Source organism: Streptomyces sp. NH27 (assembly GCF_056859195.1).
Genome location: NZ_JACEGK010000013.1, coordinates 18,804 through 33,572, shown reverse-complemented (window position 1 = coordinate 33,572; position 14,769 = coordinate 18,804). Strand labels below are relative to the sequence as shown.

General features: G+C 70.8%; 12 protein-coding genes. 5 read left to right on the top strand and 7 right to left on the bottom strand.

Annotated features, from left to right (window positions below; translation table 11 throughout):
• The first annotated feature begins 387 nt into the window (after positions 1-387).
• A complete protein-coding gene (locus tag AC13HU_RS02620) occupies positions 388-1,131 on the top strand; it encodes an ABC transporter ATP-binding protein (RefSeq protein WP_483040060.1) in 744 nt (247 codons plus the stop codon).
• A 73-nt stretch (positions 1,132-1,204) separates the two neighbouring features.
• Here AC13HU_RS02620 and AC13HU_RS02615 read toward each other — a convergent pair whose 3' ends face one another.
• Positions 1,205-1,846 (bottom strand): HAD family hydrolase, encoded by a 642-nt coding sequence (locus AC13HU_RS02615; protein WP_483040056.1) that lies wholly within the window; start codon positions 1,844-1,846, stop codon positions 1,205-1,207.
• 491 nt (positions 1,847-2,337) lie between these two features.
• On the opposite strand from AC13HU_RS02615, the gene uppS reads away from it, so the two are divergent.
• The 3 genes from uppS (at position 2,338) to AC13HU_RS02600 (ending at position 6,216) form a co-directional block, all read left to right on the top strand.
• On the top strand, positions 2,338-3,027 hold the full coding sequence (uppS, locus tag AC13HU_RS02610) for a polyprenyl diphosphate synthase (RefSeq protein ID WP_483040059.1): 690 nt from the start codon (positions 2,338-2,340) through the stop codon (positions 3,025-3,027).
• Positions 3,024-4,631: an oxygenase MpaB family protein gene (locus AC13HU_RS02605; RefSeq protein ID WP_483040055.1), complete on the top strand. Its 1,608-nt coding sequence runs from the start codon at positions 3,024-3,026 to the stop codon at positions 4,629-4,631. Before uppS ends, AC13HU_RS02605 begins: the two co-directional genes overlap by 4 nt.
• Before the next feature lie 481 nt (positions 4,632-5,112).
• Complete coding sequence (locus AC13HU_RS02600) at positions 5,113-6,216, top strand: right-handed parallel beta-helix repeat-containing protein (RefSeq protein ID WP_483040054.1); 1,104 nt, start codon at positions 5,113-5,115, stop codon at positions 6,214-6,216.
• Positions 6,217-6,233: 17 nt separating this feature from the next.
• Here the strand turns inward: AC13HU_RS02600 and AC13HU_RS02595 are convergent, their stop codons facing one another.
• From AC13HU_RS02595 to AC13HU_RS02570, 6 genes are all read right to left on the bottom strand, one after another.
• Complete coding sequence (locus AC13HU_RS02595) at positions 6,234-7,148, bottom strand: DUF6807 domain-containing protein (protein ID WP_483040053.1); 915 nt, start codon at positions 7,146-7,148, stop codon at positions 6,234-6,236.
• A complete protein-coding gene (locus tag AC13HU_RS02590) occupies positions 7,148-8,284 on the bottom strand; it encodes a Gfo/Idh/MocA family protein (protein WP_483040052.1) in 1,137 nt (378 codons plus the stop codon). Before AC13HU_RS02590 ends, AC13HU_RS02595 begins: the two co-directional genes overlap by 1 nt.
• Before the next feature lie 56 nt (positions 8,285-8,340).
• Positions 8,341-10,299 carry a hypothetical protein gene (locus AC13HU_RS02585; RefSeq protein WP_483040051.1) on the bottom strand — a complete coding sequence of 653 codons (1,959 nt, stop codon included), beginning with the start codon at positions 10,297-10,299 and terminating at the stop codon, positions 8,341-8,343.
• A 79-nt stretch (positions 10,300-10,378) separates the two neighbouring features.
• The gene (locus tag AC13HU_RS02580) at positions 10,379-11,218 is read right to left on the bottom strand and encodes a carbohydrate ABC transporter permease (RefSeq protein ID WP_483040050.1); all 840 of its coding nucleotides are present in this window, start codon (positions 11,216-11,218) and stop codon (positions 10,379-10,381) included.
• Positions 11,219-11,220: 2 nt separating this feature from the next.
• The gene (locus AC13HU_RS02575) at positions 11,221-12,186 is read right to left on the bottom strand and encodes a carbohydrate ABC transporter permease (RefSeq protein WP_483040049.1); all 966 of its coding nucleotides are present in this window, start codon (positions 12,184-12,186) and stop codon (positions 11,221-11,223) included.
• A complete protein-coding gene (locus AC13HU_RS02570) occupies positions 12,186-13,496 on the bottom strand; it encodes an ABC transporter substrate-binding protein (RefSeq protein ID WP_483040048.1) in 1,311 nt (436 codons plus the stop codon). Before AC13HU_RS02570 ends, AC13HU_RS02575 begins: the two co-directional genes overlap by 1 nt.
• Before the next feature lie 180 nt (positions 13,497-13,676).
• Between AC13HU_RS02570 and AC13HU_RS02565 the strand changes: the two genes are divergently transcribed.
• Complete coding sequence (locus tag AC13HU_RS02565) at positions 13,677-14,699, top strand: LacI family DNA-binding transcriptional regulator (RefSeq protein WP_483040047.1); 1,023 nt, start codon at positions 13,677-13,679, stop codon at positions 14,697-14,699.
• Positions 14,700-14,769 lie beyond the last annotated feature (70 nt).

The following is a 14,769-nucleotide window of genomic DNA, read 5'->3' as shown; positions in this document are numbered from 1 at the left end:
GCACCGTGGAGCGCAAGTGCTTGCTAGAACCGGGGGTGCGTATGCGGGCGAAATGCGTGAAGGGTGCCGAATGGCGGCTCGTGGAACGGGTACGCAACCCGGTGGAGGAGCGGAATCGTGGCGGACGAGCACACCGAGCGCGGGGACGGCCGCCCGGAGCGGCCGGGGCCGGATGCGGCCGGGCCGGCCGGGCACGGCGCGGAGTCGCGCGATGAGGCCGAGCGGATGGCGCGCATCGAGCGGATGGAGGAGCTGGAGCGGGAGGAGTCCGTGCAGGCCCGGGCGGAGATCGACGCCGCCGCGCCGACGCAGTTGGCGGCCGGGGACGACGGGGTCGAAGCACTGCCCGGGAGCGGCCGGGAGCCCGGCGGCGCCAAGCGCCCGCTCGTGCCGACCGTCGTCGTGGACGACCTGCACGTGGTGTACCGCATCCACACCGCCGGCTCCGGCCACAGCAACGCCGCCACGGCGCTGGCCCGGATGGTGCTGCGCCGCGGCTCGCCCAACATCCATCTGGTGCACGCGGTGCGGGGCGTGTCGTTCGTCGCGTACCGCGGCGAGGCCATCGGCATCATCGGGTCGAACGGCTCCGGCAAGTCCACCCTGCTCAAGGCGATCGCCGGACTGCTGCCGGCCGAGCGCGGCCGCGTCTACACCGAGGGCCAGCCGTCGCTGCTGGGCGTGAACGCCGCGCTGATGAACGACCTGACCGGCGGCACCAACGTGGTCCTCGGCGGCCTGGCGATGGGCATGACCCAGGAGGAGGTCCAGTCCCGCTACCAGCAGATCGTCGACTTCTCCGGCATCAACGACAAGGGCGACTTCATCACGCTGCCGATGCGTACGTACTCCTCCGGCATGGCGGCCCGGCTGCGCTTCTCGATCGCCGCCGCGAAGAACCACGACGTGCTGATGATCGACGAGGCCCTGGCCACCGGCGACCGCGCGTTCCAGAAGCGCTCGGAGGAACGTATCCGCGAACTGCGCGAGGAGGCCGGCACCGTCTTCCTGGTGTCGCACAACAACAAGTCCATCCGCGACACCTGCGACCGGGTGCTGTGGATCGAGAAGGGCGAACTCCTCATGGACGGCCCCACGGACGAGGTCGTGGACGCGTACGAGCGGAGCTGACCGGCTCGCGGCCCGGCGCTCCCGATTCCCTTGGCTGGGAGGGGAGTCGGGCCGGGCCGGGGCGGCGGGCGGTTCAATCCTGGATGAGGCCGGCGAGTTCGGTCAGCGAATCGACGCGGAAGTCCGCCGCCGCGACCACCCGCGGGTCGTCCGCCCACTGGTGCCCCCACGGGCCGCGCCTCAAGTGCGCGGTGCGCAGGCCCGCTTCCTTGGCCGGGTGGATGTCGTTCGCCGGGTGGTCGCCGACGTACAGGGTCTCGGCGGCCGGCGTGCGGGTGGTCTCCAACAGGCGGGCGAAGAACGCCGGGTCGGGCTTGGCCACGCCCCACTCGCCCGAGGTCGCGACGCCGTCCGCCGGCAGGTCGAGGTCGCGGAGCAACTGCCCTGCCCTGGCGGTCTGGTTGCCGGCCACCACCACCCGGACGCCGGCCTGCCGCAGCGCGGCGAGCGAGGGCCGTACGTCCGGGTAGAGGTCCGTCTCGTCGAGGTGCTCGCCCCGTCCGGCGGCTTCGCGGGCCGCGTAGGCGGCGTCCATGTCCAGGCCGGGGCGCAACAGCCGTATGGCGTCCGCGTTGTCGTCGCCGCGCGACACCACCGCTCCCACCAGCGCCGAGACGGTGTGCCGGGGCACGCCGAGCCAGTCGGCCCACCCGGCCCAGAAACGGCTGTCGGACACGAGGGTTTCGCCGATGTCGAGGGCGACGGCTTTGATCACACCGACCACACTAGGCGTATACGGTCGATAGCCGCGGAAGACCGCGCCGCCCGCGCGCCCGGGACCGGCGGAGTGTGCGGCCGTCCCCGGTTCGCCCTTCCCAGTGGCGCGCCACCGCCGTCCCCGAACCGCCCCGCGGCGTATTCGGGCTGGCGTGCTACGGGTGAATCCGCGCGGATCGCCAGGCGCCCGCGCCCCGGTGTCGGCAGGCTGCTGAGTGCCGAATCGATCGCGGTCGAGCCCTTCCCGGGCCGGTTCGCGGCGGGGGAGTGTGCGCGGACAGCGGGGGAGCACGTGTGACGGCCGACGGACGAGACAGCGACACCACTGCCCGGGTTCCGGTTTCCGCGCCGGTGCCCGATCCGGCGCCCGACCGGGTGCTCCCCTCGGTTCCGGTGCTCCCTTCGATCCCGGCGCAGGTCCGTCCGCGGTCGTCCGGCCCGGCCGGCGAGGGGCGGCCGAGGGACGTGCCGCGGCATGTCGCCTGCGTGATGGACGGCAACGGCCGATGGGCTCAACAGCGGTCCCTGCCGAGGACGTCGGGCCACCGGGCGGCGGAGCCACCGGTGATCGAGGTCATCGAGGCGGCGCGGTCGGCCGGGGTGAAATGGCTGAGCCTGTACGCCTTCTCCACGGAGAACTGGCGCCGCCCGAGCAGCGAAGTCGACTACCTCATGCGGCTGGTGCGTCGCGTCGTACGCAAGCACGCCGCACTCCTGCACGCGCGCGGCATCCGCTGCCGGTTCCTCGGCGTGACCGATCCGAGGATTCCGGCGCCGCTGGCCCGCGACTTCGCCGACCTGATGACGCTGACCGAGGCGAACCGGGGCATGACACTGACCGTGGCGTTCGACCACGGCGGCCGCCGGGACATCGTCGAGGCGGCGCGCTCCCTCATCCGCAGCGCGACCCCGGCCGAGGACGTCGACGAGCGGCACTTCGCCGCCCATCTGCCGTTCCCCGACACCCCGGACGTGGACCTCGTCATCCGCACGTCCGGCGAGCAACGCATCTCCAACTTCATGCTCTGGCAGGTCGCCTACGCCGAGTGGATCTTCCCGCCGGTGCTCTGGCCCGACTTCCGCGCGCCGCACTTCCTGGAGTGCGTACGCGCCTACCAGCACCGCCATCGCCGCTTCGGCGGCGTGACACCGCACGAGAACGGAGAGACCCACCTGTGACGGAAGTTGGCAGCAGCGGCCCGAGGAGGGCCGGCGCCGGCGCCGGCCGTCCCGGCACCGGCCCCGCGGCACCCCATCCCCAAGTCCCTGCGGACGATTCCCTGTTCGGCCCCGACTCGCAGTTCCACCGGTTCTTCGACGACCCGAGGTGGGCACTGGCCGTGGTCAGGGCCACCGTGCTGGAGGCCGCCCACCCGCAGGTCGGTGCCGCCCTGATCGACAACTCGACGTTCGTCGCGCATCCGTGGCGACGGCTGCGCAACACGCTCGTCAGCCTGCAGCGGATGTTCGGCGCCGACGACCACACCCGGGAGCGGGAGGCCGCACGCCTCAACCGGCTGCACGCCAGGCTGTCCGGCACCGACGCCCAGAACCGCGCGTACGACGCCATGGACCCCGAGGTCCGGGCCTGGGTGGTGGCGACGCTCTTCGAGAGCTCCGTCACCATGTGCCGGCTCAGCGGGCAGCCGCTCGACCAGGACACGATGGCGCGGCTCTATGCCGAATTCCGGGCGTACCTGGCCGCCTTGGGGGACAAGGCCGGTCATCTCCCGCCCACCCTGCCGGAGTTCTGGCGGTACTACGACCGGATGGTCGAGGAGGAGCTGGAGAACACCGACGCGGTGCGCGTCATCCTCTACAAGCTCTTCGACCATCTCCCGGCGCCGCCGCTGCTGGAGGGACTGCCCACCGTGTGGGCCGCCGGCCGCGCGCTCGCCGGGCCGGTCATCGGCACGATCACCGTGGCGTCGCTCCCCGAGGCGTTCCGCCGCCGGGCCGGGCTGCCCGAGACGCCGGGCGCCCAGACGCTGATGCAGAGCGCGTACGTGGCGGCCGGCCTGGCCCGCTTCCTGCCCGAGGGCTGGGTGCGGTCCGAGAGCGTCACCAACCTGCTCTACCTCACCCCGGACAGCAACGACCCTCGCGCGGCGACGCTCAACGCGCTGCGCGACCAGGTGAAGCGGGCCGGAGCGCTGTTCCGGCTGGTCGCGCCGCTGCCTGCGCAGCGCGGCCACGATCACGACGACGATCGTGGCAGCGGTCCCGAGCGCGGAAGCGACCACGACCACGCTCGCCGTCACGGCCACCGCGACCGCGACCGCGACCCGGTACGGGACGAGGCCCGGCCCAGGAGTGCCGGCGAGTTCTTCACCGCAGTGCTGGACCAGACCGGCGACGGCTATCTGGACTGGCCCGATCTCGCCGCGATGGCACGGGAGTTGTCCTCCCGCCTCGATCTGGACGAGCCGGAGGAGACCAGGCTCTACAACGCCTTCGCCGCCTGGTGGAAGGAACTCCAGTCGGACCTCGACATCGACGGCGACGGCCGGATCAGCGAGGAGGAGTACGCCGCCGCGGTGCCCTCCCTCGCCGGGCCCGCGCTGATCAGGGTCGCCGAGGTGCTCTTCGACGTCACCGACGCGGACGGCAACCAGTTCATCGACGCGGACGAGTACCGCGCCCTGTTCCGCAAGGGATTCCGCCGCACCCTGGCGGGCGGTGAAGTCCGTTACTCCCGGAGCGCGTTCGTGAAGGACTTCCTCTCCTTCATGTCGGGCCGGGAACACTCCACCGCCTACGACCCCCTCTTCACCGAGGCGTAGTACGGGAGGACGGGAAGGACGCGAGCACGGCAGCACAGGAGGACACGAGTACGGGAAGCCGAAGCCGGAAGGCGCCGGCTCGCAGCGGGCCCGTACGCAGTCACCGTGCGAGACCGTACACAGTCACCGTCCGCCCCGCCGGGTCCGCCCTGTGGGGCGGTTCGGCGTTTCCGAGGCAGCCGGCAGTCCGGCGTTCCTGGGGCCACCCGGGTGCCGGAACCCCCGCACGCGGCAGGGGATTTGGCCGGTGCGGGCGCCACGTCGCAGGGGTTGACGCTCCGACGAGGGCGCCCCTAGGGTCACCGTACACATAAGACATCTGATGTCGGTTGTCCAATCCGACGCGTGGAAGGTGCCCGTCCAAGTCGCCCCGCCCGGCGGGTCGGTCGGCGACCCCGGCCGATGACCCCGGCCGATGACCCCGGTCGACGACCCCGGATCCGGGAGCCGGCCGCCCGACGCGCTCTCCCGAGGGAGCCCCATGATCCGTTCCGACGAAAGCACCCCGTCCCGCCGTCGTGCCCTGGCCGGGCTCGGCCTGGCCGCGGGCGCGGCGCTGACCACCACCCTGGCCGCCACCCCCGCCTCGGCCGTCGCCCGGACCGGGGGGCTCCCCGTGCTGCAACCCGGCGACGACTGGGCGGGCGTCCTCGCCGCCACCCCGCAGGTCCAACTCCTGCCCGGCGCGACCTATACCCTCGCCGCAGGCGTCGAACTCCCCGACAACTGCCGCATCCAGGGCAACGGCGCCACGGTCACGGTCGCCGACGACACCACCGGCGCGCTCACCGCCACCGGCCGGAGCGCGATCACCGTCACCGACGTACGGTTCGTCGGCCGCGCCGGCAACCCCCTCAACACCGCGCCCTCCTTCCGCCACGTCGCCATCGCGCTGACCCGCAGCACGGACGTACGCATCAGCAACTGCGACTTCACCAACTGGCGCGGAGCCGGCGTCACCGTCAACGGGTCCAGCGCCGACGACTACTTCGCCTACCGCGTCAAGCTCACCGGCAACGCCTTCCTCAACTGCTACTTCGGCGTGTCCGCCGCCGACCGCAGCGAGTACTCCCAACTGACCGCGAACAGTTTCGCCTACTGCCGGCTGGCCATCTGGAACTCCTCCGGCAACTGGACCATCGACGGCAACAGCGTCGTCGGCTGCTACGGCGCCTACTACTCCTTCGCCCGGACCAGCCCCTACGGCGCTCTGACCTCCGACAACTGGGCGCACGGCAGCCTGACCGGCAACACCTTCAACCACTCCAACGGCGGCGCCGGGGAGCTGTGGAGCAGCAACATCGCCTTCCCGATCGGCGGCGTCGGCCAGGACCCCGGAAGCGGCATCGTCGTCAACGGCGTGCTGCCGCCCACCTTCACCGGCAACACCCTCTGGTACAGCAACCTCTCCGGCGCCGACCTCGCCGGCACCCGCTGGCTGCTGTCCGGCAACACCTTCTCCAACCTCGCCATCACCTGTACCGGCGCCACCCCCGTCGCTCTCGCCGGAACCCAGTCCAACGGCTCCGCCAACGCCCCCACCCTGACCGGCAACGTCAAGGACCTCTTCGCCGCCCTCTACTGACCCGCGTCGAGCGGTGCTCACCACGGTTGGGCCTTCAGATGGGCGGCGATCCGGTCCCGTTCCCACACGCCGTCGGCGATGGTGAGCCGGTAGCGGCGTACGAGGGCGTCCCCGGCGGCGAGTTCGCGCTCCTCGGAGAAGGCGAGCGACGGGTTGACCATGGGGACGGTCTCGCTGCGGACGAACCAGTGCGGCCGGCCGCCCTCGTCGTCGGCCGGGTCGGCGCGGAAGAGCAGGGTGGCGTGACCGTCGAACTCGTCGTGCTCGCCGATGTAGGCCAGCCACGGCGAGACCGCGCCCATCACCTGCGCTCCCTCCAGGCCGTCGGCGGCCAGCACCCGGCCGCCGGTGAAGGAGCGTGGGCCGCGCCAGAAGAAGCCGCAGTACGCGGCGAGTTCACGCCCGAAGACCGCCGGGCTGCCGAAACGCAGCGGCCGGTCACGGACGTTGCGCAACTCGGTGGCGAACTCCAGCGTCCAGCTGCCGCCTTCGGTGTCCACGTCCAGCACGGTGAGGGTGCGGCGCTCGCGTATCCACAGCTCCTCGCCGGCCGTGATCCAGCCCAGCATCTCGGTGAAGGAGCCGCCGTCGACCGTTTCGAAGCCCAGGTGATCCTGCCGGCCGACGTTCGGCAGGTCGAGGTATCCGGTGTCGGGGGCCCCGTGGGTGTAGGTGCCGCCGCCCCAGAAGTTCTGTCCGGACAGGTGGGAGGCGGTCATCGCCAGGCCCTTGTGCCAGCGGTGGTCGTGCGGGCGGTTGCCGCTGACGATCTGCCCGGCGAGGGTGCGCAGCGGGTGGACGTACGGGCTCGGGCATTCGCTGGGTGGCAGTTGAGGGCGGTACCGGTAGCGGAAGAGCGTGCTGCCGGCCGCCTCGGCGGAGATCTCGTCCTGGCCCCGGTGCACCAGCCGGGCCGTCTGCCGGCCGGCCATCATGCTTTCCCGGAGACGGTCGATGGGCCGGTTGACGGGTCGATCGAAGGTTCGGTCGACGCGTTCGTGGCCGCCGGAGCCCAGCCCGGCACCGAGCCGTGCAGATGGTGGTAGAAGGGGTTGTCGGGACCGAGGTCGCCGGGGTGCACCGCCGCGCCGGTGAACGCCGACTGGTACAGCGCGGTGACCAGTTCCAGCGACTCCCGCCCGGCCGGGCCGGACAGCGGCGGCCGCCGCCCCTCCTGCATCGCGTCGAGCAGGTGGGGCAGCGCGGCCGTGTGCGAGCTGCGCACCTCGGGCTCCCCGGCCGGCACCGGCCGGTTCGGGGTGTAGGTCCAGTCCGCGTCGCCGTAGCCGTACAGGTGGCGCAGCTCGACGGTCGCCTCGGAGAAGTCGAAGCGCAGATAGCTCTCCTCGCGCCGGGACAGGGCCGAGTTGACGACGGTGGCCAGTGCCCCGGACCGGAAGCGCACCAGCGCGGTGGAGACGTCCTCCGCCTCGATGTCGCGCTCGAGCCGGCCGGCCATGGCCCGTACCTCCTCCCACGGGCCGAGGACGGCGAGCATCATGTCCATCTGGTGGATGCCGTGGCCGAGGGTGGTCCCGCCCCCCTCGGTGGACCACCTGCCCCGCCACGGCACCGCGTAGTACGCGTCCGGCCGGTACCAGGTCGTCACCGACTGCCCGACCAGCGGGCGGCCCAACTCCCCGTCGGCGACCTGCCGCACCAGCCGGCGCAGCGCCGACCCGAACCGGTGCTGGAAGATCACCGAGGCGTACGGGCCGCCCTCCCGCTCGGCCGCCTCGATGAGGTGGTACTCGGCGAGCGAGCGGACGGGCGGCTTCTCCAGCCACACCCACGCGCCGGACCGCAGGCAGCTCAGCACCGTGTCGAGGTGGGCCGCGGGCGGGGAGCAGACCGCGACCAGCGACGGCTGTTCGCGCCGCAGCATCTCGTCGAGGTCGGTGTAGGCGCAGGGGATGCCGTGCCGCCCGGCGAACGCCCGGACCCGCTCGGCGTCGACATCCATCGCCGCCACCACCTCGGTGCGCGCCGACTCAGCCGCGAACGCGGGCAGATGCGCCTCCTCGGCGATATGCCCCGTGCCCACGACGGCGACCCGGATTCTGCTCATCTGCTGTGACTCCCTGCGGTTTCGACGGTGGTTCGGTGGTTGCCCACGGCAGCGGCTCAGCCGGTTGGGCCGTAGGTCACGTCGGCCACGGTGCTGCCGCCGACCTGCCGGGTCGGGGCCGCGATCAGGTTGGTCTGCTGGGTCTGCGCGAAGCCGACGTCGGGGTTGCCGTTCAGCTTGGTGCTGTACGCCTCGAGGAGCATCGAAAGGGTGGCCGAGTCGCTGAAGGCGTTTCCTGCGGCGGAGGTCGGGTTGCTGACCTGCACTCCGGTCGGCGAGGTGATGGCCAGCGGGCCCGCGGCGACGCCCTTCGGGTCGTTGAGCGTGCCGCCGTCGGTGCCGAAGGACAGGGTGCCGTCGCTGAGCCCGCTTACGCCGAGGATCTTCTTCTGCGGCTTGTTGGGCGCGGTGCCGACCCCGACGGCATCGGTCAGGTACGGCAGCCCGGCGACGTAGGAGAGCCGGGCGCCGCCGAGCAGCGAGGTGGGCGCGGAGGCGGTGACGTGCACGGCGCCGTCGGTGACCGTGTAGACCGTGGTGACCGGCACCTGGGTGCCGTTCGGGCCGATGAGCTGCTGGGTGACCTGGCGGCCCACGCCGTTCTTCACCTTCAGCGGCTTCGTGGAGACGTGCGTGTTCGGCGCCGGGCTCATGAAGTGCGGGCCGTCGGCGTCGGTGTAGGCGAGGCCGATGCTCTGCCGGCCGGCGGTGGCGGCGTGGATGACGTCGGCGTTCCCGGCGGAGACCAGGTAGGCGGTGCCCTGCTGGTCGAGCACGACCGAGCCGTTGCCGTAGCGCAGCTTGTACGCGGTGTCGACCGGCTGGGCCTTGCGGTACCAGGTGCCCGGGTCGCTGAACTGCCAGACGGTCATGAAGGAGAAGTGGCCGTCGGGGACGACTGCCTTGTCCGTCGACGCCGTGGCCACGTGGGTGTAGGGGATGGTGGAGGTGCCGAAGTAGCGGCCGAGGTCGTCCTTGACGACGCCGCTGTAGTGCTGGAGGCCGTAGACGCTCTCGAAGCCGGCCCGCAGTTCGTTGTGGCGCGCGCCGCCGTAGTCGAAGCCCCGGGCGCCCAGCCGCATGTCCAGGTATTTGGTCATGTCCAGACCGTCCTGGTAGAAGCGCTTGTCGCCGGTGAGCTTCCAGCCCTCGTACAGGAAACTGATGGCGATGCCGCCGTAGTTCTGGTCCAGGCCGCCGGAGTGCTCGGGGTAGAAGGTGTAGCCGCGGTCGGTCTGGCGCAGCGGCCGGATCTGGTCGGTGAAGACGGCCATGGCCTGCTTCTGGAGCGCGGCGCCCTGCTTCTTCATGCCGAACCTGGCCATCTGGTGGGCCAGTTGGATCGCGGCGTCCACCGCGGCGATGCCCTGGTTGTCCGCGTCCTGCGGGTTGAACTTCGAGACCTTGGTGAGCCAGGTCCAGTAGCCCTGGCCGAGGTCGAGGAGCGCGGTGCGCTGGTCGGGCCGCAGGATCCCGTCGCCGTTCTGGAGTACCAGGCCGACGTGCAGCAGGGCCCACACGGTGGTCGGCCAGTCGCCACCGCCGCCGGCTTCGAGGGTGTACGGCTCGTAGGCCGCCCAGGGCTCGCCGCTGTTCTTGACCTCGATGCTTGTGTCGCCCGGATTGTCCTGGGTGTACACGCGGTTGGCCAGGTACCAGTCGACGCTCTTCTGGAAGGCGGCCGTCACGCTCTTGTCGTGGGTCTGCGCGTGGTAGAGCGCGACCAGGCTGGAGGCGCCCAGCGAGTTGTCGCCGAGGTCCTTGGTCTTGCCCTGGACCTCGAAGCTGCCTTCGGCGCTCTGGTGGGCCAGGATCTGTTGTACCTCCTGGCGCAGTTGGGCGCTGTAGACGGCCGGCCCGTCGGGGATGTCGCCGAGGTGGACGCTGAGGTTGGGGGACAGCACCAGGGAGGGCTCGGAGTCCGCGCTCGCGCTGGACGACAGGCTTCCCGCGGTGAGCGCGGCCGCGGTCATGACGGCCGCGGCGGTGACCAGCGATCTACGTGTTCTGGACATGTTTCTCCTCAAAAGGGCGGTGCGCGAAGGGAGATGGGGTGGCAGAAGGCTGTGTTGGCGGCTGCGTGCGGGCGGTGGGTCAGCCCTTGAAGCCGGTGGTGGCGATGCCCTGGACCAGATGCCGCTGGAAGAAGACGAACAGCACGAACAGCGGGGCGAGGCTGACCGTCGCCATGGCGAACATCGGCCCGAGGTCCGAGCCGGACGTCGCGTCGAGGAACATCCGCAGGCCCACCGGAAGGGTGTAGCGGGCCGGGCTGTTGAGGTAGATCAGCTGCGAGAAGTAGTCGTTCCAGGTCCAGATGAAGGTGAAGATCGCCGTGGTGGCCATGGCCGGCTTGGTCAGCGGCAGGATGATGTGCCAGAAGGTGCGGAACGGCCCGCAGCCGTCAAGTGCGGCCGCCTCGTCCAGCTCGCGCGGCAGACCGCGCATGAACTGGAGGTTGAGGAAGACGAAGAAGGCGTCCACGGCGAGGAACTTGGGCACCACCAGCGGCAGGTCGCTGTCCACCCAGCCCAGCTTGTGGAAGATCAGGTACTGCGGGATCAGCAGTACCTCCTTCGGCAGCAGCAGGGTGCCGATGGCGATGCCGGTGATCAGGCCGCGGCCGCGGAAGTCCAGCCGGGCCATGGCGTAGGCGGTGACCGAGCAGGACAGCATGTTCCCGATCACCGCGCCGATCGAGATCAGCGCGGAGTTCATGAAGAACACCGAGAAGCTCGTGCCGGCCGAACCCTTCCAGCCCTGGGCGTAGTTGCCCGGCGCGAAGTGCTTGGGGAAGAAGGACACGCTGGAGACGATCTCCGCGGTGGGCTTGAAGGAGGAACCCAGCATCCAGGCGACCGGGTAGAGCAGGGCCACCAGCAGCACAAGGATCACGACGTGCGGCAGCGCGGAGCGCAGGGACTTCGGTCGCATGGTCAGTCTCCGTAGTGGACCCAGTAGCGGGAGGACCAGAACAGCACCCCGGTGATGACGCCGAGGCCGGCGATCATCACCCAGGCCATCGCTGCCGCGTAGCCCATCTGCTGCAACTGGAAGGCGCGCTGGTACAGGTAGAGGGAGTAGAAGAGGGTCGAGTCGACCGGGCCGCCCTGTCCGTCGCCGACCAGCTGGGCCGGGGTGAACGCCTGGAAGGCGCCGATGATCTCGACCACCAGGTTGAACAGGATGACCGGGGTGAGCATCGGCAGGGTGACCGACAGGAACTTCCGCCACGGACCGGCGCCGTCCATCTGCGCGGCCTCGTACAGCTCCTGCGGGATCTGCTTCAGGCCGGCGAGGAAGATCACCATCGGCGCGCCGAACTGCCACATCGCCAGCAGCACGATCACCCAGCGCACGGAGCCCGGGTCGGAGACCCACGCCTCGCCGTGCACGCCCAGCAGCTTCAGGAAGCCGTTGAAGGGGCCGTCCATGTCGAAGGTGCCCTGCCAGACGATCGCGATGGCCACGCTCGTGCCCAGCAGCGAGGGCAGGTAGAACAGCGCCCGGTACGCGCCCTGGCCGCGTCGCGGCTTGGCCAGCAGCAGCGCCACCGCCAGCGCCATCAGCAGCTTCAGCGGCGCGGAGGCGAAGACGTACTGCGCGGTGACGGTCACCGAGTGCACGTAGCGCGGATCGCTGGAGAAGAGCTTGCGGTAGTTGTCGAAGCCCACCCAGTGCGGCTTGCTCAGCAGGTCGTAGCTGGTGAAGGAGAGGTAGAGCGAGTAGAGCAGCGGGATGACCAGCACGCCCGCGGTGCCCAGCAGCCATGGGCTGAGCATCGTGTAGGCGGCGCCATTGGGCCGGCGCCGGCGGCGGACCGCCGCGGGCTTGCCGGCGTCGCCCTTCGGCGGGGCGCTGCCGGAGTGCTCCACGGCGGCCCCGGCTGCGGCCGCTGCCATCAGGACCCCTCGGACAGCAGCTGGCCGGCCTGCTTCATGAAGTCGCCGGCCGCCTTGTCGACATCGGCCTTGCCGAACCACACGTTCTCCGCCATGCGCACGAACAGGTCGGTCTCGATCTGGGTCGAGGCGTCCGGCGAGGTGGGCGGTGCGGCCGAGTTGTGGCCGGGCTTGTTGACGTAGGCGTTGTACTCGGCGACCTGCCGGGCCGCGCCGGTGAGCGTCGGGGTCAGCGCGGAGAGCGTCTTGCCGCTGGCGGGAGCGCCGCGCGAGATGCCCTGCTTGATGCCGGCCTGGCTGTCGTTGACCAGGAAGCTCACCAGCTCGGCGGCTTCCTTGGCGTGCTTGCTGTGGCCGTAGACGCCCCAGTTGACGGACCGTTTGAGGTACGCGCCGGGCTTGCCCGTCGTCTCACCGGGCATGCCGACGTACTTCCAGTCGTTGCCCGGCAGCGTGGTGCTGGTGCCGGAGACGTCCATCGCGACCAGGCCCTTGGCGATCGGCACCTTGGTCACGTCGCCCGCAACTCCCGGCTCGCTGACGGTCGGCGGCGGCACCGAGCCGTTCTTGCGCAGGTCGGCCCAGTACTGCCACCACGCGGTCAGGTCCGCCTTGGTGAAGCCGAGGCTCTTGCCGTCGGAGCTGTAGATGTTGCCGCCGCGCTGGCGGACGAAGATCTCGAACGCCTGGACGCTGGCGCTGTCGTCCCCGGCCCCCCAGGTCTTGCCGTCGCCCTTGGCCGATATCCGCTTCGCCAGGTCGGCGTACTGCTGCCAGCTCAGGTCCGCCGTCGGCGCGCCGACACCGGCCTTCCCGATCAGCGCCGAGTTGTAGAGCAGCGCGAAGGGGTTGGAGCCGGCCGGGACCTCGTACAGCTTCCCGTCGTAGGAGCCCTGGGAGAGCAGGGTGGGCGAGATGTCGCTGGTGTCGAGGACGCTCTTGTACGTGCCGAGGTCGGCGAGTGAGCCCTTGGAGGCGTACTTCGCCACGGTGTCGACCTGGAAGACGTCCGGGGCGTCCCCCGCGGTGATCTGGGTGTTGAGCTTGTCGTAGTAGCCGGGGTACGCGGACGGTTCCACCTGCACCTTGATGTCCGGGTGGGCCTGTTCGAAGAGCTTGACGGCGCTCTGGGTCGCCTGGGCTCTGTCCGGGTTGCCCCACCACGTGATGCGCAGGGTGTTCTTGCCGCCGGAGCCGCCGCTGCCGCCGCCGGCGCAGGCCGAAAGCGTCAGCAGAACGCCTGCGACGGCGGCCGACGCCACCTTGCTGCTGGTGGTGCTGCGAGGTCGAGACGCTGCGGATCGCTTCATTGCGGTTGTGCCTCTCGTGAACGGTCACATCTGTGATGCCAAGACCATAGAAACGCTTCTGGAGTGCGTCAATAGGGTTGCGGCGATGTTTCCGCGTCGCCGTTGTCTGACGACTGGTCACCGGGCGCGGGATGCATTAACGTGACCGTTGCCATGAATCAACCAGATGCAACTGTCACGATGCGGACCGTCGCCGGCCGTGCCGGCGTGTCCTACCAGACGGTCTCCCGCGTCATCAACGAGGCGCCGGGAGTCGCGCCGGAGACCCGTGCCCGGGTGCTTGCCGCCATGCGCGAACTCGGCTACCGGCCGAGCCTCGCCGCCCGCTCGCTGGCCAGGAACCGTACCGAGATCGTGGGCCTGGTACTGCCCAGCTCGGTGGACTTCACCTTCGCCGACTCCCACCTGCTCCAGGTCGTCGGGGGAGTGGACCGGGGGGTCAGTGACAACGACTACAGCACCTTGCTGGCCAGCCCGAAGGAGTCGGAACCCAACCTGTCGGCCTTCCGCCGGCTGGTCCGGCAGCGGTCGGTGGACGGCGTACTGGTCGACGCCAGCATGGGCGAGGAGGGCGTCACCATGCTGATCGATGCCGGCTACCCGGTGACCGTCATCGGCCACACCAGCCTGGACGTGCCGTCCGTGCGCCCGGACGACGCGAGCGGCGCGTATGTCGCGATGCAGCACCTGCTCGCCCTCGGCCACCGCCGGATCGCGCTGATCACCAGCCGCGACGAGAGCAACCTGGCGGTCCTCGCCCGCCGTTCGGGCTGCGAGCGCGCACTCGCGGACGCCGGGCTGGTCCTGGACGAGTCGCTGGTGGAGCACGGTGACATGACCATCGAGTCCGGGCGGGAGGTGGCCGAGCGGCTGCTCGGGCGCCCCGACCGGCCGACCGCGGTCTTCTCGTTCAGCGACAGCATGGCGATCGGGGTCCTTCAAGTCGCCCGGGAACGCGGCATCGAGGTGCCGCGCGAGCTGTCGGTGGCCGGCTTCGACGACACCCCCAGCGCGCCGCTGCTGACGCCGCCGCTGACCAGCGTCCGCGTCTTCAGCGCCGAGCAGGGGGAGCGCGCCGCCCGTACGCTCATCGGCATCCTCCGCGGCATGACACCGCCGGGCGCTCCGGTGATCCTGCCGAGCCAGCTCGTGGTCCGCGGTTCGACGGCGCCGCTCGTGGCGGGCCGGGCGGTCGGCATGTGAGGACGTAGTGGATCGGTGCGGGGGCGGCGATGAGTTCTGCCGGGCGGGGGAGTCTCAACACTGTTGCCAA